19 protein-coding genes are annotated in these 19907 nt (G+C 45.6%); 4 read left to right on the top strand and 15 right to left on the bottom strand.

Annotated elements, in window-relative coordinates; translation table 11 throughout:
- Positions 1-91 precede the first annotated feature (91 nt).
- From ACRRS0_RS14165 to ACRRS0_RS14120, 10 genes are all read right to left on the bottom strand, one after another.
- Positions 92-1579: a sodium:solute symporter family protein gene (locus tag ACRRS0_RS14165; RefSeq protein ID WP_432452542.1), complete on the bottom strand. Its 1488-nt coding sequence runs from the start codon at positions 1577-1579 to the stop codon at positions 92-94.
- A 135-nt stretch (positions 1580-1714) separates the two neighbouring features.
- Entirely contained in the window at positions 1715-2689 is a 975-nt protein-coding gene (locus ACRRS0_RS14160; protein WP_432452543.1) for a LysR family transcriptional regulator, read from the bottom strand.
- A gap of 149 nt (positions 2690-2838) precedes the next feature.
- Positions 2839-3783, bottom strand: coding sequence for a 3-keto-5-aminohexanoate cleavage protein (locus tag ACRRS0_RS14155; protein ID WP_432452544.1), 945 nt, complete (start codon positions 3781-3783; stop codon positions 2839-2841).
- Positions 3784-3876: 93 nt separating this feature from the next.
- Positions 3877-5064, bottom strand: a complete 1188-nt coding sequence (locus tag ACRRS0_RS14150) for an acetyl-CoA C-acetyltransferase (RefSeq protein ID WP_432452545.1) — start codon at positions 5062-5064, stop codon at positions 3877-3879.
- 90 nt (positions 5065-5154) lie between these two features.
- Complete coding sequence (locus ACRRS0_RS14145; RefSeq protein ID WP_432452546.1) at positions 5155-6120, bottom strand: cyclase family protein; 966 nt, start codon at positions 6118-6120, stop codon at positions 5155-5157.
- Positions 6121-6137: 17 nt separating this feature from the next.
- On the bottom strand, positions 6138-7088 hold the full coding sequence (locus ACRRS0_RS14140; RefSeq protein WP_432452547.1) for a 3-hydroxyacyl-CoA dehydrogenase family protein: 951 nt from the start codon (positions 7086-7088) through the stop codon (positions 6138-6140).
- A gap of 23 nt (positions 7089-7111) precedes the next feature.
- The gene (locus ACRRS0_RS14135; protein WP_432452548.1) at positions 7112-7927 is read right to left on the bottom strand and encodes an SDR family NAD(P)-dependent oxidoreductase; all 816 of its coding nucleotides are present in this window, start codon (positions 7925-7927) and stop codon (positions 7112-7114) included.
- A 35-nt stretch (positions 7928-7962) separates the two neighbouring features.
- Positions 7963-8313, bottom strand: a complete 351-nt coding sequence (locus ACRRS0_RS14130) for a cupin domain-containing protein (protein ID WP_432452549.1) — start codon at positions 8311-8313, stop codon at positions 7963-7965.
- The gene (locus ACRRS0_RS14125) at positions 8310-8969 is read right to left on the bottom strand and encodes a 3-oxoacid CoA-transferase subunit B (protein WP_432452550.1); all 660 of its coding nucleotides are present in this window, start codon (positions 8967-8969) and stop codon (positions 8310-8312) included. Before ACRRS0_RS14125 ends, ACRRS0_RS14130 begins: the two co-directional genes overlap by 4 nt.
- Positions 8970-8974: 5 nt before the next feature.
- On the bottom strand, positions 8975-9625 hold the full coding sequence (locus ACRRS0_RS14120) for a CoA transferase subunit A (RefSeq protein WP_432452551.1): 651 nt from the start codon (positions 9623-9625) through the stop codon (positions 8975-8977).
- Between the two features lie 421 nt (positions 9626-10046).
- Between ACRRS0_RS14120 and ACRRS0_RS14115 the strand changes: the two genes are divergently transcribed.
- A complete protein-coding gene (locus ACRRS0_RS14115; protein ID WP_432452552.1) occupies positions 10047-11474 on the top strand; it encodes an esterase-like activity of phytase family protein in 1428 nt (475 codons plus the stop codon).
- A 191-nt stretch (positions 11475-11665) separates the two neighbouring features.
- Here ACRRS0_RS14115 and ACRRS0_RS14110 read toward each other — a convergent pair whose 3' ends face one another.
- Entirely contained in the window at positions 11666-12283 is a 618-nt protein-coding gene (locus ACRRS0_RS14110) for a LysE family translocator (protein WP_432452553.1), read from the bottom strand.
- 98 nt (positions 12284-12381) lie between these two features.
- Between ACRRS0_RS14110 and ACRRS0_RS14105 the strand changes: the two genes are divergently transcribed.
- The 3 genes from ACRRS0_RS14105 to ACRRS0_RS14095 all read left to right on the top strand — a co-directional run bounded on the left by ACRRS0_RS14105 (position 12382) and on the right by ACRRS0_RS14095 (position 14400).
- Positions 12382-13266 (top strand): LysR family transcriptional regulator, encoded by an 885-nt coding sequence (locus ACRRS0_RS14105; protein WP_432452554.1) that lies wholly within the window; start codon positions 12382-12384, stop codon positions 13264-13266.
- Between the two features lie 137 nt (positions 13267-13403).
- Complete coding sequence (locus ACRRS0_RS14100; protein WP_432452555.1) at positions 13404-13802, top strand: GFA family protein; 399 nt, start codon at positions 13404-13406, stop codon at positions 13800-13802.
- Between the two features lie 115 nt (positions 13803-13917).
- A complete protein-coding gene (locus ACRRS0_RS14095; RefSeq protein ID WP_432452556.1) occupies positions 13918-14400 on the top strand; it encodes a tetratricopeptide repeat protein in 483 nt (160 codons plus the stop codon).
- A 158-nt stretch (positions 14401-14558) separates the two neighbouring features.
- Here the strand turns inward: ACRRS0_RS14095 and ACRRS0_RS14090 are convergent, their stop codons facing one another.
- From ACRRS0_RS14090 to ACRRS0_RS14075, 4 genes are all read right to left on the bottom strand, one after another.
- Complete coding sequence (locus tag ACRRS0_RS14090) at positions 14559-15443, bottom strand: alpha/beta hydrolase (RefSeq protein ID WP_432452557.1); 885 nt, start codon at positions 15441-15443, stop codon at positions 14559-14561.
- A gap of 309 nt (positions 15444-15752) precedes the next feature.
- Positions 15753-17060, bottom strand: coding sequence for a YjiH family protein (locus tag ACRRS0_RS14085; protein ID WP_432452558.1), 1308 nt, complete (start codon positions 17058-17060; stop codon positions 15753-15755).
- 541 nt (positions 17061-17601) lie between these two features.
- Positions 17602-17838, bottom strand: a complete 237-nt coding sequence (locus tag ACRRS0_RS14080) for a hypothetical protein (protein ID WP_432452559.1) — start codon at positions 17836-17838, stop codon at positions 17602-17604.
- A 61-nt stretch (positions 17839-17899) separates the two neighbouring features.
- Entirely contained in the window at positions 17900-19906 is a 2007-nt protein-coding gene (locus ACRRS0_RS14075) for a urocanate hydratase (RefSeq protein ID WP_432452560.1), read from the bottom strand.
- Between the last annotated feature and the right edge of the window lies 1 nt (position 19907).

Below are 19907 nucleotides of genomic sequence, written 5' to 3'. Positions count from 1 at the left end.
AACATGTTAAAAACTTTGGTGATGGTGACCGAACAAATCACGATGATCATGATGACGCAAAATGCGTTTAAGGTCAGTGTGGTGGCGATATTCATAGTACTTCTCCTTCGATAATCGTAGGGACATCAGATTTGGCAAAGAGCGGTTTGTCGCTGTGTTTGACTAAACCAAATAAAATCAGGGTGCTTAGTGAGGCAACAATGGCTACCAGGTGAGCGTTTTCGAGAACGCCCATTGCTGGGAAGAGTTCAACAATGGCGTTTTTTAGCGGTGTAATAGACCATGCGCAGTTAACCGCCCAAGACCATACGACAACGGTAAAGGCTGCAGAAGCATTACGTTTCCAAAACAAACCGGCCAAGATAATAAAGAATAACGGGACTAACCAAGCAAATAACCAAGTAATCGCCTTAATCACATTGGGTTGGTTGAATAAAGTGAGTCCAGCAGAAATGATTCCAATAATCAGGATGATAGCTTGGATCATCTGCTTTTCTTTTAACGGGCTCAGTGGTTTTTTACTATTGGCGCCAACAATATCTTTGGCAAAAATAGTTGCGGGTGCGAGCGCAGACATGGCAAAGGTGGATAATAAGGCTCCTAAAAATCCTGCTTGTACTAATACCACTAACCACGTTGGCAGTAACTTTACCACCATGGTTGCCCCCGCAAGTTTAGGTCCTAATTCGGAAAACTCTGGAATGGTGGCTGCAGCTAAACCGCATAATACAGGGAACACCCCAAACAACCCGTTAATGGGGGCGGCTATCCATAATGAGCGACGAATGGTACGCTCATCTTTGGCCGACATCGCCGCTGCCATCCCTTGCTGATTAACCGATTGAGCGAAAACCACAGAGAAAATCGCGGCTAAAGCAAAGCCAAACAATAGATCGGGGGTCGCAAAGATGCTTAATTTAAATGTTTCACCGTGTTCTACATAGTATTGCTGTACGCCTTCCCACCCCCCTGGAAGGGCAAATGTAAGGTAACAGCCAGCTAAGATGATTGAGCCATACATGATCACCGCGTTGACTAAGTTCACCCACATGGTTTGTTTGATGCCACCCATCATCACATACGCTGTGCCAATTGCCGCACCAACAACCGCCGACCAGCCGAGAGACCAACCACTAATGGCGGAAATACCTATGCCCATTGTTTGTGTTTCTAAGGTCACCAAACCAAACACCACCATTGCTCCAACACAAGCGGTAATCGTTCGTAGTTGTTTGCCGTACATGGTACCAATCAGTTCGGGAATGGTAGAGCAGCCTAGGCGACGCACCCAGCGGCCAGTGCCAAGGCAGATTACACACATCAGAATGGTGTGCGCAAAGCTGAACCACAGCGCTACAGCCCCAACGCTAAACGACATTTCCATTAAACCGTAGACATGCGCAGAGCCCAAGTAAGTAATGGCCAAGGTTATAGAAAACATCGCAAGATTTGCATCTCGTCCGCCGTTTGCCATATCCATTACCACACCAGACTGTCTTTCTTGTTTATTCAGGTATAATCCTATGCCACCGATAACGACCACATTGTAGATTATTACCATGATTAAAACGGTATTCATTTCTTACCCCTTGTTTCACGTTTATAATGTTTTTTTTATTATCAACTATTCATATAAATAGTTTTTTAAGATGATCACTTTTATAAAATTGTTTTATTTCATCCATGGGAATGGTTTTTTCATGGGTGGTGATCGCTACTTCATTTCATTTATTTTTTCTCTGTTTCTAGAGAGTAGGAAGTCTTTAAATAACTTAGTTGAATGGGTCATGAATCGTTGTGGTAAATAATAAATGTTTAAAAACCAATCATCAGTGTCATAATCGGGAAGTAAACGAACTAAGCGTCCTTCATTAATGTGCCTGGTGACGATGAATTCGGGAAGGTAGGTAATCCCAGAGGAGCGTAGGCAGGCCGATAGCATCATTTTTGCGTCAGACAATTCGACATATTTTTCTAGCTTGATTGGAACCGCCTCATTATTGTCTTTATAGATCCAAATGTTTTGGTTTTGCAGTGCCTTAGAATAAAGGCAACGGTGATTTCTTAATTCGTTAAGAACCAATGGTTCTCCATTTTTTCGAATATACTCTGGCGAGGCTACCGTAATAAATTTTTGAGTGAGTAAGTTTCGCCGAACTAATAGAAGATCGGCATCTTTGCTTTTGGCGTTGCCTGATATGGCCGAAATAATAAAATCGTGATCTTTGTAATGTTCCATGCCGCGGGGCGTGACTGTGAGTTGTACATTCACCAAAGGGTTATCTTCCAAAAATTCGCTGACGATTGGCATCACCACATTTTCAGCATAAATTGGGGTACAACAGACACGTATATTGCCTCGTGTTTCGGTGGTGAAATGGGTTAGTTCGTTGATCATTAAATTAATATCATCGGTAATTTCAGAAAATTTACTGTATAGAAAATTGCCGGCTTCGGTTAATCGTTCATTGGGATTATTTCGTTGGTATAAACTAATACCTAGATCTAATTCTAAGTCATTCAACCAACGCGAACCGGTACTGGTTGATATATTTAGTGTTTCAGCTGCTTTGGTGATGGAACCAGCATTTATCAGTTCAATAAAAAATAACATTCTTACAAGTTGTTGTGGGTCAATGTTATTTGCTTGGTTGTGTGTGCAGCCTTTTTTGAAGTTTTCATCTAACATAATGTTCTCGAGTTATTAAATGGTTAGACGTATCTTATTGAACTTAACTGTTGTACTTAATCATCCATGTTCATTATTGAGCTCTAGCTCTAAAAATGGGGAGTTTAATTAAAATACCTCCCCAATAGGCATCGTATAAATCGAGTGACTTAAGACGAATAGTTTTTCCAGCTTGGGAAGTTAGCTTTGTTTAACTTAAGGATCTGTCGCGCTTCATCAGGAGTCGCAATTTGTAAGTCGTTACAGGCAAGCATGCGCTGAGTGCGCTCAACAAATTCAACATTCGATTTTGCCAATTGGCCTTTACGGTAGTACACGTTGTCTTCCATACCGACTCGTATGTGACCGCCAAGTGCAATACAAGCGTTGATAATTGGCAAATGGCCTCGTCCAATACCTAATCCGCCCCAAGTGAAGTTGCTTCCCCAGTGACGACGTACTTCATCGAGCATTTGCAGTAAGATGTGCACTTCGGCAGGTGAGCCACCAGGCGCTCCGAGCACAAATTGAAAGTGAGGTGTTAAAAATGGGTTGTGTACTTCCGGTTGACCTTCCTGTTGGGCTTTTTGGTTTTGTTTGTTGATGCTGTTGCGATAAAACAACACGTTATGGATCATGCCAATGTCGAAAATTTCTATTTCAGGGGTGACCTGAACTAAAGGCATTTGTTGTGCGAGTTTACCTAGAAAAACCGGATTATTTTCAAAAATACAGCTGTGAGCCCAATTCATGGTACCCGCATCAAAGGTGGCGATTTCAGGGCGTAATTCCTGGAAAGGTAGCATACGCACTTCATCTTCAAGACCCAGCCCTCCAGATGTGGTCAAGTTGATGACGATGTCGCATTTAGCTTCTCGGATATATTGAACGGTTTCACGAAACGCATTGATATCCATCGATGCATTTTGCTGTGTATCACGCACATGAATATGCGCAATGGATGCCCCAGCAGCATGGCAAGCGATGATCTCGTCGGCTTGTTCACGTGGTGTCACAGGGACGTCAGGAAACATCTCTTTCTTCGGCCATGCACCAGTGCACGCGACGGTTAATATTCTTTTGTTTTGTAAACTCATGATTAAATTTCCCTTCATTTTGTCCTCCTGACCCAAATTCAAGGTGCACTGAAGCAAACAAGCAATGTTGTCTATTTCGTATACCTTGTTTTGGGTGTGGAGAAGTGAGTGTTAGTTAGGTCGTTTCACAATAACGGCAACTCCCTGGCCACCGCCGATACATAAGGTGGCAAGGCCATGCTCTTGTTTACGCTTGACCAGTTCATTGACCAGCGTTACCAAGATGCGAGCACCTGAAGCACCAATTGGATGGCCAAGTGCGATGGCACCACCGTTGACGTTGGTGATGCTTGGATCAAGATCAAGACCTCTTGTTACGGCGAGCGCTTGGGAGGCGAAGGCCTCATTTGCTTCGACTAATTGGATGTCGCGAATGTTTAAACCCGCGTTTTGTAGCGCTTTTGAACTCGCAGGAACAGGGGCATACCCCATGGTTTGAGGATCGACACCGGCAGAAGCTTGGGCGACAATTTCAACCAAAGGTTGTAGTTTTAGTTCAGCTGCTTTTTGCTTACTCATCAGAACTAATGCCGCTGCGCCATCGTTTAAGCCCGAGGAATTTGCAGCGGTAACCGTACCGGAACCGTCTTTGATAAAGGCCGGTTTCGGTTTCGAAATACTGCCTAAGCTTGAATCAAAGCGTGGAAATTCATCGTTATCAACCACCACATCGCCTTTACGTGAAGAGATCACGACTGGGGCGATTTCATCTTTAAATCGTCCCGATGTGATCGCCGCTTCTGCTCGGTTTTGCGACTGAAGGGCGAAGCGGTCTTGCTCTGCACGTGAGATATCGTACTGTTTGGCAAGGTTCTCGGCAGTGATGCCCATATGGAATCCGCCAAATGCGTCGGTTAAACCATCACACAGCATGGTATCGGTTAACTTTGCATGGCCCGCTTTGATGCCGATACGATGGGATTGCAATAAGTGACCAGCATTCGACATCGACTCCATTCCACCAGCAACCACTATATCGACCTCACCAGTACGAATTTGATTGGCTGCTTCCATCACTGCTTTTAAACCCGAACCACAGACCATTGACACGAGACTGGCAGTTTTTTCATCGGGGATCCCAGCTAATTTGGCGACTTGCCGAGCCGGATTTTGTCCTAGGCCTGCAGAAAGCACATTTCCTAAAACCACATGGTCAACTTGCTCAGGTCGAATGCCTGCCGCTTCAATCGCCGCTTTGACCGCGACAGTGCCAAGTTCTATCGCCGATACATTCACAAATGCACCGAGATAGCTACCAATTGCAGTGCGTTTGGCACTTACAATGACTACATCTTTCATATTTGTAACCTCAAAAAAAGATCCCGCTGCTACCTCACTCTAGGCAAGAGCACATTGCTCATCCCCTGAGCAGAGGGATCAAACTCGATATTAGTGATCGCCAAATGGATAGACACGATCGGCAACTGGATTGACTTGGTTGTCATCAATGATGGCCATCAGGCGAGTCATCGAACCGTCACCGCAGTAAAGGTTTAACGGTGTGCCAATAATGGTGCAGCGTTTGCCTGCAATTTTTGCCACATTACCGCCAACGTTTTCCCAGCCAACTTTACCGTTGCCTAGTAATAATTTATGGCAGGGCTCCCATACACCGTTGCACAGGCCTTTCGATTCAACTAAGCCATACAGATCTTGGTATGCAGCTTCGCCATGGATTTCTTTATACAGCTCACGATCAAAGTGGGCGTATTCCTCAATTCCAAATTTGGCAATATATTCTTCTTTGAGTGGTAAACCGGAATAGCCTTCCAGATTCATTGAAAGATGTCCGGCGCACTTCTCTGCAATAGAGGTATGCAGTGGGTGGTCAAGGGCTTGTTGGTCAACTCCCAGCGCTTTAATGTCGTGGCGTACACACCAGTGGCCCACTGATGCACCGACGCCAGTGGCATAATGGTAGTATTGTTTGCTGTCGTCCCATTTCTGAGCCATGCCGGTATATATGATGACAATCATTCCTTGTAGCTCTTGATGCGTGACGCCGGTCTTAGCCAATGCTTCATCTAGATGTTCGGCTTTGATTAGGGTCCATTGCTCAAGGTGAGAAAGGTCCAGGCATACGGCGTCGCCGCAATAGGCACTGAGTTCCATTTCATGGGTATAGCGAGCTCGCCGACCATCAAACTCAGTTTCAATCACATGACGGGGGGAGTCTGCGTGGGTACCGCAGTGCATTGGCATTTTAAAATACTGGGTCAGAACCCCTGATTTTGCCAAGCCGTGTGCTCGAGAGACTTCTGGCTGAGGAAAATAAGGCCACTGTGGTGATTGGTTGCCAATTGGGTGAGACAAATCAACAATGGTTTTACCCTTAAAAAAGTTATGGTTGGACATCTTGTTTCTCCGTTAAATTAGGCGTTCTGTTGTCTGTATTTAGTTTGATCAATCAGGTATTGAAATAGTCGATTCTTTGATTCTGTAGCAGAGGCTTCGCTCCAGTGCTGGAAGCCTTCTCCAGTTTTGAACCCTTGTTTCCCTTCGGCAACTAGTTGCTTTAGCTTGGTACTTGGCTCAAGTCCTGAATACAGATGTTCAAAGATATAGTTGTGAATATTCAAGCTGAGTTCGGTTGAGACCATGTCTGCGTTTTCAAACGGTGCAATTTGTGGCAGCCGAAAACCGAAAGAATTTTTGATGCACTCATCGATGGTATTTGCATCGGCAATCCCTTGATCGAGCATGTAGAAGGCTTCACGCCATAGGGCGTGTTGTAATCGATTGGCTAAAAATCCTGGAACATCTTTTTTGCATTCGGCAGGGGCTTTACCGCACTCCTGCAACAAATGCATCGCGCTACTAACAATATCATCGCGGCTTGCTTGAGTACGGATCACCTCTACCAGTGGGATTAATACCGCTGGATTCCAAAAGTGCATACCAATCACCCGGTCTCGTTTTTCGACGGCAGCGGCAATTTCGGTGATTGACTTGACCGAGGTGCCAGAGGCAAAAATACATTCGGGCTTGGCGTACTCTTCCATCTCTTTAAAAGTGGCATGTTTGATTTCCATGACCTCTGGTACCGATTCGAAGATTAAATCGGCATCTGCATAGGCTTCAATGGCATCAGCAGTCACTGATACGCGATCGAGAATGCCATCTTTTTTGCTCTCATCGAGCAGGCCTTCGCGAACAAACATATCCAGTTGAGCTGACATATCCTCAATAGCGGTACAGTTTGAAACATTGCGGGTTTTGATGGTGACGTTACGACCACCGCCGGAAAATATTTGAGCGATACCCACTCCCATCATTCCCGATCCACCCACAATGGTGATGTTTTTGATATCTAAACTATTCATTTATGTTTTCTCTTATTGATTGCTTAACCTGCGGTACAGCCGCCATCGACGTAGATGATTTGGCCGTTAATAAAATTCGCACCAGCAGAAGAGAGGAATAACACCAAGCCGATCATGTCTTTTGTTTCGGCGACACGCCCCATAGGCAATCGAGCAAGAAATGGCGCGATGCGATCGGGATCTTCACAAATTTCTTGGGTGAGTGGTGATTTGATCAGGGTGGGCGCTATTGCATTCACATTGATGGAGAAGTCTTGTTTAGCGCCTTTGATTGCCCATTCGGTAGCAAGTTGTTTGGTCAGCGAATCAACAGCTGCCTTGGATGCTGCATAGGCAGCATAACCGTCGGGGTGGCCACAGAATCCACGTACACTTGAGGTATTCACAATTTTGCCATGGCCTTGCTGCATGAAGTATTGACCAAACACTTGGCAGGGCACTAAGGTGCCAGTGACATTAACGTTTAATACTTGGTTAAACTTGTCGACGGGTATTTCTTCTGCCGGGGCACGAAAGGCCATACCAGCGTTATTAACCAGAATGTCGATGCGCCCATAGGTTTCATGTACTTGTTTCACAATTGCCTGTTGTGCCTCAACACTGGTTACATCGCCACAAATCGCTGTACATTCCCCACCCACTTGAGCAACACTGCGCACCGTCTCTTCTAGAGTTTCCATACGACGTGCCGTGACGATTGTTTTGGCACCGTGTAGTGCAAATGCCTGAGCATAGGCTGCCCCTAGGGTGCCGTTGCCGCCGGTAATCACCACAACTTTGTCTTGTAGGTCAAAACATTTACGGGCGAATTCGTCGCTCCAACTTGATGTCATCACCATTTTTATTTCCTCGTTATTTGATTTAAATCGTTTACTTATGCTGAGACCGTGACTAAAACCACCGCATCGGTATTGCTGCTATTCCACATTTTTCGTTTTTCATTTGGCTGCAAGCTAATGGATTCGAAACGATTGACTACATAGCTCTGGCCAGCTTCATTTTCGACGGTAATTTGACCCTCGATAACGAAGTAACTTTTCTCGGTGCCAGCGCCAAATGTGCCTTCTCCGTATTGCCAGTCGGCTCCTCCATCGGCCTTAAAAGTCGACAAGCCTTGCCAGAACTTTGTGAGGCCTGTGTCTTCGCCCTGAACTTTTAAACAGGACACATTGAAATGCTTGGGCGGTTGGTATTGGTTTAGTGTTTCCAATTGCGATAGCTTCATTTTTCTTCTCCAAATAGCTTGATAGATCCAGCGATCACCAGTTCGGTTCCGGTTTTTTGAATCACTTCTTCAACGCTGGTGTTATAGGCAATTTCTAGTAGTAACAAGCCCGCTTTCGTGGGTTTAATCACCGCTAGTTCGGTAACGATGAGGTCGACACAATGGCTTGCTGTGAGTGGCAGGGTGCATTGATTAAGAATTTTGGGCTCACCGTTTTTATTGCAATGAGTCATCATGATGATGACTTTCTTGGCCCCGTTCACCAGATCCATTGCACCGCCCATTCCGGCCACCATTTTTCCGGGGATCATGTAGTTAGCGAGATTGCCATGTCGGTCGACTTCCATGGCGCCAAGAACGGTTGCGTCTACGTGTCCTCCACGGATCAGCGCAAACGATAGGCTCGAATCAAAATAAGCCGCACCGTGGCAAGCCGTCGCGGCTTGGCCGCCCGCATTGGTGAGGTCCCAGTCTTCTTGCCCTGCTATAGCCGTCGAATCCAGACCGACCATGCCATTCTCTGATTGAAAGATGACGTGTTTTTCAGGTGCCACAAAATCTGCCACCAGAGTGGGCATGCCAATCCCAAGATTCACCAGGTCTCCAATATTGAGTTCTTCAGCGACGCGTTTAGCGATAAGGTTTTTAATTGACATATTGTTTACTCCACGATGAAATCGACAAGAACCGACGGCAGGGTAAATAACGCTGGTTCGACATGGTCGTAATCGATGATTTGCTCAGGCTCTACCAGAACCAGTTCGCCAGCGGTTGCCATCACAGGATTAAAATTGGCGGCGGTTTTGTTGAAGCTGGAGTTGCCGTATGGGTCGCTCAGATGGGTACGAATTAGTGAAACATCTGCTTTAAGTGGTTCTTCAATTAGGTAGCGTTGACCTGCCACTGTGACTTGTTGTTTCGCGTCTTCGACCAGAGTATTGAGCCCTGTTTTGGTTAAGACTCCACCAAGACCAGCTCCCCCTGCGCGAATTTGCTCGGCTAAGGTGCCTTGTGGGATTAACTCAACCTGCATTTCTCCACTATTCATTTTTTCACCGGCAATTCGATTTAAGCCGATGTGGGATGCAATTAACTTACTTACTTGACCATTTTTAATGAGTTTGCCGACGCCTTTGTCTGGTAGACCTGCGTCGTTACAAATAACGGTAAGATTGGTGATATTTTTTTCTACCAGGGCATCGATCAACTTCTCTGGCGTACCAACCGTCATAAACCCGCCAACCATCACCGTCATCCCATCTTGGATATGTGCGATGGCTTGTTGGGGGCTAAGAGTTTGTTTACTGAGCATGACTTCTATCTCTGTCGCAATGAACTTGAGGCAGACTTTACGCCGAAGAGAATTGGAACAAATAGCGTCAGCGGGAAGGGGGCTTGCATTGTTGGGAGCGGATCTACGATTGAGCTCACACATTGCTTTTCTGGCGGTTGGCGGTCACACATTTTGCGGTCTTTTTTGCGCTGATGGGACTCGCGGTTCCATTCATGCAAATTTTATCCGAGTGAGTTCATACAAAAGTTTGATGATTTTGATGAACCATTTTTATCGTGCTGTAGCTTGGGTAGGTATTTTTGTCACAACAAGAGCAGCGGTGCTTCGAAAGGTTTCCGCACAACGGCATCGTTGAGTGGTCATTAAAATGTCATAGCCGTTGATTAGGCTAGGGAAAGAGTCACCAAACACGGCAGTTTTAACAGTAAAGGGAACGACCATGAGCAATCAAGCCTGCTTAGCAGGAATCATTTCAGCGAGCCTTTTAGTTGCTTGTACCCATTCAGCAACTACAGCGCCAACTACAGCGACCGGTTTTGTAGATAGTTTTCCTCAGCAGGGGAGTCGTCTGCCTTACACGGTATTGCGAGATGATCTTATCGACGCTAAAACCAGTTTACCCTTGGAAATTCGTAATGGTGGTTTTGGCTCGGCCATGACCGGCAATCCAAATCAAGCGAATCAGTTTTACGCACTGACCGACCGAGGTCCGAACGCGAATTACAGTGGTGATTACGGGAAAGGGAAGAGCTTTCCAACGGCTAGTTACACGCCGCGGATCGGCTTATTTGAAGTGGCTGAGAATGGCGAGATCAGCCTCCTAAAAACTATTTTGCTAAAACGGCCAGATGGCAGCCTTATTTCAGGTTTACCCAATAGCTCGGCATTGGGTGGGACAGGTGAAACGCCTTATCATGCCAATGGCAAGCCAGTGTTGGTGAATGACAATCGGCCTTATGATGCGCAGCGTAATCCAATTAAGCTGGATGATTTTGGTTTAGATGGGGAAGGTTTAGCAGCCTTGCGCGATGGTACTTTCTGGGTGAGCGATGAATATGGCCCACATCTGGTTCATTTTGATGCCAATGGGGTGGAACTTGAACGGATGAATGCGTTTCAAAACGACAAGCGGGCGACTTACCACTTGCCTGCGGTGTTTCAGCATCGACGTGCCAATCGAGGTATGGAAGGTTTAGCAATTACGCCAGACCAAAGCACCTTGGTGGGGATCATGCAGTCCACCATGAAAAATCCTGATAAAGCGGCACAAAAAGGCGATTTGACTCGTATCGTGAGTATTGCCTTAGCTAATGGCAAAACTGAACAGTATTTATATCGTCAGCAGAAAAAACAAAACTCAAATTCTGAGTTGGCGGCTTTGACCAGCCATGATTTTCTAGTGATAGAACGTGATGGTGGTTTTTTGCTGGGCGGGCCTAAGGGGGCTAGTAAAGCCAACCCCAAAGTGCAGAAACAAGTGTATCGCATCGATCTTCACAGCGGGACGCCGCTTTCTCAAGTGCTTTTATCGGCTTCAGTGACCCGCGATCCCAGCCTTGGATTACTGATTGACGGTCTAACGCTGGAGCAGTACAGCGTTAAATATGGCTGGGATGGCCTGGCTAAGCACGGGATTAAGCCGGTGACGAAAACCTTGGTGGTGGATATGGTACAAGCCGTTGCCTATCCACACGACAAGATGGAAGGCTTGTGGGTGATTGATCAACAGCATCTGGGGGTGCTGAATGATGATGACTTCGCTACTTGGTCAACGAAGGGGAAGTTAGAACAAAAACATCTCGATGCCAACACGGTTGATCACAACCACTTGTATATCATTAAGGCCGATCTTTTTGGCGTAAAATAGCCGATTGCTTGCAGCATCCGGCGAAAATAATTTGACTTTGTTGCTTTATAAAGTAGCACTGGGTGGTCGATATTCGACTCACCCAGTGGATACTGCTGGTGATTATTCAAGTTTTTTAGCTTGCATTCAAATCGCCCTCGAGAGAGTAAATGAGACAAGTTTTTTTGTTATCCTGTTGCTAAAATATGCGGTTACAACTGTTTACTGGCTAACAGTGCAGCGCCAAAAGAAACTAAGCCAGCACCGCACAGTTGATTGATCCGCTGCCCAAAGCGTTGAAAAATATTTGAGCTCCCTTTGCTGGTGACAACAAACGACAGCAAGCTAAACCAAATCCCATGGAGCAGGGCAATGTATAAGCCATAGACGATAACGAAGCTGAGTGTACTGTTGTCTGTAGTGAGCAGTTGGCTAAATACACTGAGAAAAAACAGCATCGTTTTTGGGTTTAGTAAGTTACATAAAAACCCCTGCATCACATATTTGCCAGCAGTTTGATGGGGTTGTTTTGCATGTTGCTCACTGATTTGGGTTTTTGAAGCGAATAAGCCACAGATCCCTAAGTAGATAAGATAGAGCGCGCCTATATATTTGATGGCGTTAAACAGAAAAATATTTTGTGAGATTAGGTGACTAATCCCGAATATAGAATAGCTGCTATGTACGCAGATACTGAGCGCTATGCCAAGCGCGGTGAGCATGCCAGCAGTTCGGCCCTTAGCCATGCTGTTTTTAAGCACTAAAACAAAGTCAGAACCGGGACTAACAACAATAAGAAAACCAAAAACTGCTAAACTCAAAAACTCCATAACTTCCCTGATAGGTTGAGGATTTGAATTTATTGTATCTATTTTTAGTTTATATATAATCGAAAATACGTCACAACAACTGTGAGAAATACTCACTCATGAGGCATTTAAAGGCGTTTCATGTTTTTCATATCGCCGCTCAGTCGAGCAGTTATAGTGAAGCCGCTAAAAAACTCTACTTAACCCATGGTGCCATTAGTAAACAGATCAAAGTGTTGGAACAGCATTTACAAAAGCCTTTATTTATCAAGCAAGGGCGACGAATGCAGCTAACAGCGCAAGGAAAAGTTCTGAAACACTATACTGATGTGGCGTTTGATGCGCTTGACAATGGTGCCAAGCAAGTGATTAGTATGGATGAGCATCATCTTGAAGTGTCCTGTGAGCCAACCTTAACCATGCGTTGGTTAATGCCGAGGCTATCGCAGTTTCACCAAAGCTCAGGGATTGATGTCCGGCTCTCTACCGCTGGTGGTGCTATTGCCTTAAATGAGAATGGCCTATCGATGGCGATCCGGCGTGATGATTTTGATATCCCCGAAGATTATGGTGTTCACCCCTTAGTCGAGGAATGGGTTGGGCCGGTGATGTCTGCGGCTTACTGGGATAAAGTTCAAGCAGATCTTACCAAGATGACTTTATTACACTCCGAAACGAGAGCCAGTGCATGGCAGGATTGGTCACAACACTCTTGCCATGTACTGCCAGTACATCCGTTTGAAAAGACCTTCGAACATTTTTATTTTTGCTTGCAAGCTGCTGCAGATGGTCTTGGGGCTGCAATGGGCTCTTATCCGTTAGTGGCCGATGATTTAGCTTGCGGTCGTTTAATTGCTCCTTTGGGTTTTATCTTGTCAGGGCATCACTATATTTTACTTAGTTGTCGCAATGAACTTGTAGAAGATGAGGCTCAGTTTTTAGCCTGGTTGCAGGACTGTATGCGTCGATCTTGTCCCGAAGGTTTGTCTGGTAAGCGAATATGATTTATTGGCCACCGAAGATGTTTGAGATTGAGAGATCTTCTTGCCGTTGCCCTATTGTGGTTTTGTGCTTTAATTGATCACCGCTTCTCGAAAGTATTTTTCCTGAATATATCTGCTTACAAACTTTGGAGTATTGAATGCGTCAAATCAACGGTAGTTGTCATTGTAATTCAGTACAATGGGCGTTTGAATTACCGATTAAAACGGTGGTCAAATGTCATTGTAATAGTTGTCGGAAATTGCAGGGCTCTGATTACAGTACATGGATTGTTGTGCCTCAGGCACAGTTCGAAGTGATTAAAGGTCATGAATATATCGCTAAATATAATGCCACAGAGTCATCCAGTAAGGCATTTTGTTCTAATTGCGGTTGTTCAGCATATTTGGTTAATGGTAAGCATTTCCCAGAAGACTTTGTGCTGCCTCTCGGCTCAATTGATCACTATTCAGAAGCGCTGGCACCGCAAATTCAAGTGTACACGACCGACAAAGCCGCGTGGCTAAAATTACATGATGATGAACCTGTATTTAGCTAAAGCTGTCACCCTTACAGCATTGTATGTAGTAAGGGGGCTTTTTGTATAAAACAAAGGTCGCAAACAGAGTCTGTTATGCGCCATTGTTTGATAACTTATAAGTGTTTAAGTATTTATGGAAACAGTAATCAATCGGGCTATTGCTTTGCGTAAGGACGGTCTGTACCAAGAATCTCGATCTTTGCTCGAAAGTTTGCTTAAGGATCGGACATTCGCGGCCAAAGCTCACTTGCAAATTGCATGGTCGTACGACAATCAAGGCAAAGAACAAGCGGCAATTCGGCATTATAAATTAGCCTTATTGGGTCCACTTTCTGCATCCGAATGCTTTGATTGCTTATTTGGTCTCGCAAGTACTTATAGAAGTCTCGGTGCTTATGCCGAAGCTTTACTTTACTTTGAGCAAGTTATGAATGAATATCCTGAGTCAATTGAAGCTCAGCCTTTTTATGCCATGTGTTTGTATAATGTGGGTCGCCACAAGGAGGCCATTTCATTGCTGCTTGAGCTCTTGGTTTCAACCACAAATAGTGGATCCATTCAAGAATACCAAGCGGCTATTTTGTTATATGCCAAAGACCTCGACAAAATTTGGTAAGCACAATTTGCTCATAAAATGGAATGACATACCCAGTATGGCTTGTGGTTAAAGTTGGTGTCTACTGACCACTTGGGGTTCAACGATGAAGCAAGCTTGGCTTCATCTGAACCTGCCAGTACTTTGATTATTCTAGGGGAAGACTAGTGGCTTACTGTTCACTCGCGATGTTTTGAAGATAGAGGCGTGATGCTAAGTTTTTGCTGAATAAAGGCTAATAATTTGTCGGACTGATCGTGGAAGTGTTCAATGGAGTCATGTTGTGCCCCTTCAACAGCCATAATTGTCACCGACTGTTTGTCTGTAGCATTCTGTTGAATCAGTTGCATATCGCTGATCGGGACCACCTTATCTTCCGTGCCGTGGGCCAGTAATACTGGACAGCGAAGCTCGCTGATTCGGTTCATCGGGGCAATATCTTCGAAACGAAATCCTATCACATGTTGAATGTAGTTTAAGATCTGCGTACGCATGAAGCGAGGCAACCAGGGTTTGTCTAAATGGCGCTTCATTAGCAGGTTGGGATGTGCAAAGCCCGACAGGCCTATTACCAAATCGATGTCATGGCGCCGGGAAGCACTCAGAATAGCTGCCGCCGCGCCAAGCGAATGGCCTAGGACCACCAGTTGATGGCCAGGGGAGCGCTGTTGAAGCCAATCAAGTGCGCAGCCAAGATCTTCAGCAAAGCGCGGCAGTGAGGAAAAACTGTCTCGGTCACTGCGACCATGATTGCGCGCATCATAAAGTAGCACATCCATTCCGGCAGCGTAGAAGGGTTGCGCCAGTGGTAGCATCATTTCGGCGTTTGCCCCCCAACCATGCACGATGACCAGAGTACATCGACTGTTGTTGGCGGGCAGAAACCAGGAAAACAGTTGTTTACCGTTTACGCTGCTGAGCCATTGCTCTGAGAAGTTCATCCCCAGCGCTGCGGGGGTCGATTGTTCGATGATCCGTGGTGCGCGATAGACCCGATGCAAGATCAGCGGAAAGCATAGTAGCAGGCAGGCAAGTACGACTGTCAGGAGTAAAAATAAGTCCATGGATGATGGCTTAAGCGTTAAGGTTTAGGCCAGCATTATAGCAAGCGAAACATCTGCGCGAGTGCGTGAATGTCTTAGTTTTTGAGCTTGAGTTTTTGAGCTTGAGTTTTTGAGCTTAAGTTTTTGAGCTTAAGTTTTTGAGCTTAAGTTTTATGATTGGCAGGCGATTGCTAGACAGCAAAAAGTCTGGATTAGTGATATCAAGACGGTAAGCCGTAGATAGTCAGTGCTTGCTTGGGGCTGATGGAATCGCCGTCGTCAGCAAGGGTGAACAAGCTCATAAGCAAATGATTATGAGCTTGTGATTGATTAACTAAAAAGCACGAGTGCTGTGGGTACCGCAAGTAGCAAGCTTAAAAGTGTGCGAATAAACCAAATCACCACTAATTTAGCAACACTTAAGGGGATTTTGGTTGAAAGAATACATGGGATGGATGCCGAGAAAAATAGGATGGATGAAATCGCAACCACTCCTGCTGAAAAGCGAGCAACCAAATCGGCATCTTTCATCAACAAAGCGGGTAAAAACATTTCGGCTAACCCAGAGGCACTGGCCTTAGAGAGCGCCATCGCATTATCGATATTAAATATCCAAATTACCGGATAGAACAGGTAACCAATCCAATCAAACAGCGGCGTGTATTTGGCGAGCAATAAACCGATTAAGCCGACTGACATAATTGAGGGCAAAATGCTAATCGTCATCAGTAAGCCATCTTTTAGATTGACCAAAATACTTTTGCCAAGTGGTTGTGCTTGTTCTGCGACATCCAAGCCGTTTTTAAGAGCACTCGCGAGTCTATTTCCTGGCTCGCAATTTGGCTCTCGATGGTTAGCGTGGTTATTGATTGTTGTTAATGGGGGGAGGCGGACTGTGATTGCGGTGACGATGAAAGTAATCAACAGTGTTAACCAAAAGTAAAGATTCCAAATCGCCATTAAATCTAAAGTTTTTGCAACGATAATCATAAAGGTCGCAGAAACCGTTGAAAAGCCGGTTGCGATAATCGCCGCTTCGCGTGCCGAGTAGTGACCAGAGAGGTAGACTCGGTTGGTGATCAGTAAACCGATGGAATAGCTGCCGACGAAAGAGGCGACTGCATCAATTGCAGAGCGCCCCGGAGTGCGCCAAATGGGCTGCATTAATTTTTGTAAAATGATGCCAATACTTTCTAATAGACCGTAACTGACTAAAAACGCAAGAAATACTGAGCCAACCGGTACGATTAAACCGACCGATATGACCAGTTTATTGAATAAAAACGGCAGCATATCGGGAGTTTGTAAAAACGCTGGCCCCGATTGACTGATGGCGAGAATAGCTGCGATAACACCGAGCCATTTCAACGCAAGAAAAACTTTATTGGAGAAGCTTTTACGCCATTCATTACTGATGATTGGGTAAATGGCACCAGCCAAAATCATGGCCATCGCATACCAAGCGGTTCCAGCACCAAGGCTTGTTTTTAACCAGGCGACAATATGGTCTAAAGGAATGCTTTGTTTTCCAGCAACCGTGATTGGAATAAAAAACATAAAGATACCGACACTACTTAGTCCAAGCAATCTTGCCCAAACCAAGCTTGGTGAAGTACTCGACTTGACCAGCTGACTCATTGCACTCTCCATTTTACATTCAATTTGTTAGCGACGCGAAGACGAAGCTTGATGTGAGTTATATATATGTATATACAACCAAGATTAGTCAATAAGTAGCAATCTATATGCCAAGTGATAAGCATTCATGAATACAGCGTCAGCCAAGTAAGATGCATCGATGTATCGCCCATTTCAGGTGTTGCTGCACCAGTTTGGGGTGGAAGCGCACCTATTTAGTGCTTTCAGGTCGGTTTCTTGAAGGTTTTACGAGTGAGGACGAGATATTTTTTCTGGTCGTGAGTTATTTTTGCTCAATACTTTGTGGGGGCGTTGTTATTATCTTGTCTTTGCCTTAAGGGTTTCCTGTGCATATGACAGAGGCCTCGGTTCGGCCTAATGACTCGGGTAAATGAGTGCTTGTATATGCCTATTTATACCAGGCTAACTATCTGTTCATTCTTGCTAGCCTGGATCTGCACGACCGCGTTATGTGTGTTGTAATTAGAGCCAATGGTGACAGCACTTCATGCCTGGTGCTCGGCAGATTTATTCTATGCAATCAGCGGATCATATACTGAATCACATCGGCATTAGCTGGGAAAAGAAATTTAAACACATCATGATGAATTGAAACACCAACTTGATTGGTATGGCAATGCTGCAGATATAAGTTCCCCGATCGTGAGAATTTGTGAGTAAGAGTGGCATAGAGAGCGAGAATGTGGGGAATGGGTTGGGGACGGAGTTGTTGATGAATTTGCTTCATTCTGAGCTGGCCTGTCGATTTCCAATCCATCGAGTATCCGCAAACAAAGCCTTGAGTGAGTGTATGCTCACTCAAGGCCTGTACCGCTTAGTTATTGAATTAATTGATCAATTAGCGCGTCATCTGCCACCGAGGGGATGGTGACTTTTAGTCGCGGCTCGGCAGCCATGGCTCGTTTGATGGCAAACACAGCGCCTTCATTTCGGGCCCAGTTTCTTCTTGATATGCCGTTATTTACATCCCAATGCAGCATCGACTTTAAGCGTCTGGCACAATCATCTGAGCCGTCCAGCATCATCCCGAAACCTCCATTGGTTACTTCGCCCCAGCCAACGCCACCGCCATTGTGAATACTGACCCAGGTTGCCCCGCGGAACGAATCTCCAATCACATTGTGGATCGCCATATCGGCGGTAAATCTAGAACCGTCGTAGATATTTGAGGTTTCTCGATAAGGTGAGTCGGTGCCGGATACATCATGATGATCGCGACCCAGGATCACTGGTGCAGATAGTCTGCCCGACTTGATGGCCTGATTAAATGCATCCGCAATCTTGATCCGTCCTTCGGCATCGGCATATAAAATTCTAGCTTGAGAGCCCACCACCAATTTGTTTTCCTTGGCTTCTCGGATCCAAAGCAGGTTATCGGCAATCTGTTGTTTAATTTCTTTTGGTGCCTCCAGATACATGGCTTCCAGTACTTCAGCGGCAATTTGGTCGGTAACATCCAGATCCTGTTCACTGGACGAGGCGCATACCCAGCGAAACGGTCCAAAACCATAATCAAAACAAATCGGTCCCATAATATCCTGTACGTAGGAAGGATATTTAAAAGAGCCGTCGGCTTGCATAATATCGGCCCCGGCGCGACTCGCTTCGAGCAGAAAGGCATTCCCATAATCAAAGAAATACATGCCCTTGGCGGTGAGCTGGTTAATCGCTTCAACATGCCTTTTCAGGGAGTGTTGCACCGCAGCTTTGAATTTTTCAGCTTGATTGGCCATCATCTCATTGGACTCCTCAAAGCTGTAACCAACCGGGTAGTAGCCACCCGCCCAGGGATTATGCAGCGAGGTTTGATCGGAGCCGAGATCCACTTGAATATCTTCCTGAGCAAACCTTTCCCAAAGGTCAACGATGTTGCCAAGATAAGCCAAGGAGACTGGCTTGCCTTGCTCCAGCGCGAGTTTCACTCGGGCCATGAGTTGCTCGATATCTTCATAGATTTCATCAACCCAGCCTTGTTGATGGCGTTTATAAGCCGCTTTAGGATTCACCTCGGCCACGATACCGATGGTTTTGGCGATGACTGCTGCTTTGGGTTGGGCGCCACTCATTCCGCCCAGCCCAGAGGTGACAAATATCGGTAGTTTGGATGGATCGCGATCCGGTTTCATTCGGGTGGCATTTAAAACGGTCAGTGTGGTGCCATGCACAATCCCTTGTGGTCCGATATACATGAATGAACCCGCTGTCATCTGACCATATTGAGTCACCCCCAGTGCGTTAAATTTTTCCCAATCATCGGGCTTTGAATAGTTGGGGATCATCATGCCATTGGTCACCACCACCCGAGGTGCGTCTTTGTGTGACGGATATAAACCCATAGGATGACCCGAATACAACACTAAGGTTTGTTCATCGCTCATCTCTGCGAGGTACTTCATGGTAAGGCGATACTGGATCCAATTCGAGAACACCGAACCGTTGCCACCATAGGTAATCAGTTCTTCAGGATGCTGGGCAATCGCATGATCTAGATTGTTGCTCAGCATCAGCATAATGGCAGCGGCCTGCTTGGATTGGTGCGGGTACTCATCGATAGACCTTGCCGAAATCTGATAGTTCGGCATGAAACGATACATGTAAATGCGGCCGTAGGTTTCCAGCTCCTGATAAAAATCTTCAGCAAGTTCCTGATGATGCGCTTCGGGAAAGTATCTTAGGGCATTTTTAATGGCTAATTTTTTCTCGGTCTTAGTGAGAATATCTTTTCTTTTTGGCGCATGGCTTAAGTTCTCATTTCTGGCTCTTTTGGCCGGTAAGATCTTCGGGATACCTTCTAAGATCATGTCCTTGAAACTTTGCTCAGTCATT

The sequence above is a fragment of the Agarivorans sp. QJM3NY_29 genome (genome assembly GCF_050870835.2).
Taxonomy (GTDB): Bacteria; Pseudomonadota; Gammaproteobacteria; order Enterobacterales; family Celerinatantimonadaceae; genus Agarivorans.
The sequence above is the reverse complement of the archived record's forward strand: the minus strand, read 5'-3'. Positions and strand labels throughout refer to the sequence as shown.

Excerpts from the sequence above, each read along its gene's own strand:
- ACRRS0_RS14160 (WP_432452543.1), bottom strand. The coding sequence starts at position 2,689 with ATGTTAGATGAAAACTTCAAAAAAGGCTGCACACACAACCAAGCAAAT.
- ACRRS0_RS14145 (WP_432452546.1), bottom strand. The coding sequence starts at position 6,120 with ATGTCCAACCATAACTTTTTTAAGGGTAAAACCATTGTTGATTTGTCT.
- ACRRS0_RS14155 (WP_432452544.1), bottom strand. The coding sequence starts at position 3,783 with ATGAAGGGAAATTTAATCATGAGTTTACAAAACAAAAGAATATTAACC.
- ACRRS0_RS14135 (WP_432452548.1), bottom strand. The coding sequence starts at position 7,927 with ATGGTGATGACATCAAGTTGGAGCGACGAATTCGCCCGTAAATGTTTT.
- ACRRS0_RS14150 (WP_432452545.1), bottom strand. The coding sequence starts at position 5,064 with ATGAAAGATGTAGTCATTGTAAGTGCCAAACGCACTGCAATTGGTAGC.
- ACRRS0_RS14075 (WP_432452560.1), bottom strand. The coding sequence starts at position 19,906 with ATGACTGAGCAAAGTTTCAAGGACATGATCTTAGAAGGTATCCCGAAG.
- ACRRS0_RS14125 (WP_432452550.1), bottom strand. The coding sequence starts at position 8,969 with ATGTCAATTAAAAACCTTATCGCTAAACGCGTCGCTGAAGAACTCAAT.
- ACRRS0_RS14085 (WP_432452558.1), bottom strand. The coding sequence starts at position 17,060 with ATGAGTCAGCTGGTCAAGTCGAGTACTTCACCAAGCTTGGTTTGGGCA.
- ACRRS0_RS14090 (WP_432452557.1), bottom strand. The coding sequence starts at position 15,443 with ATGGACTTATTTTTACTCCTGACAGTCGTACTTGCCTGCCTGCTACTA.
- ACRRS0_RS14100 (WP_432452555.1), top strand. The coding sequence starts at position 13,404 with ATGCGTCAAATCAACGGTAGTTGTCATTGTAATTCAGTACAATGGGCG.
- ACRRS0_RS14115 (WP_432452552.1), top strand. The coding sequence starts at position 10,047 with ATGAGCAATCAAGCCTGCTTAGCAGGAATCATTTCAGCGAGCCTTTTA.
- ACRRS0_RS14140 (WP_432452547.1), bottom strand. The coding sequence starts at position 7,088 with ATGAATAGTTTAGATATCAAAAACATCACCATTGTGGGTGGATCGGGA.
- ACRRS0_RS14095 (WP_432452556.1), top strand. The coding sequence starts at position 13,918 with ATGGAAACAGTAATCAATCGGGCTATTGCTTTGCGTAAGGACGGTCTG.
- ACRRS0_RS14120 (WP_432452551.1), bottom strand. The coding sequence starts at position 9,625 with ATGCTCAGTAAACAAACTCTTAGCCCCCAACAAGCCATCGCACATATC.
- ACRRS0_RS14110 (WP_432452553.1), bottom strand. The coding sequence starts at position 12,283 with ATGGAGTTTTTGAGTTTAGCAGTTTTTGGTTTTCTTATTGTTGTTAGT.
- ACRRS0_RS14105 (WP_432452554.1), top strand. The coding sequence starts at position 12,382 with ATGAGGCATTTAAAGGCGTTTCATGTTTTTCATATCGCCGCTCAGTCG.
- ACRRS0_RS14080 (WP_432452559.1), bottom strand. The coding sequence starts at position 17,838 with ATGGATTGGAAATCGACAGGCCAGCTCAGAATGAAGCAAATTCATCAA.
- ACRRS0_RS14165 (WP_432452542.1), bottom strand. The coding sequence starts at position 1,579 with ATGAATACCGTTTTAATCATGGTAATAATCTACAATGTGGTCGTTATC.
- ACRRS0_RS14130 (WP_432452549.1), bottom strand. The coding sequence starts at position 8,313 with ATGAAGCTATCGCAATTGGAAACACTAAACCAATACCAACCGCCCAAG.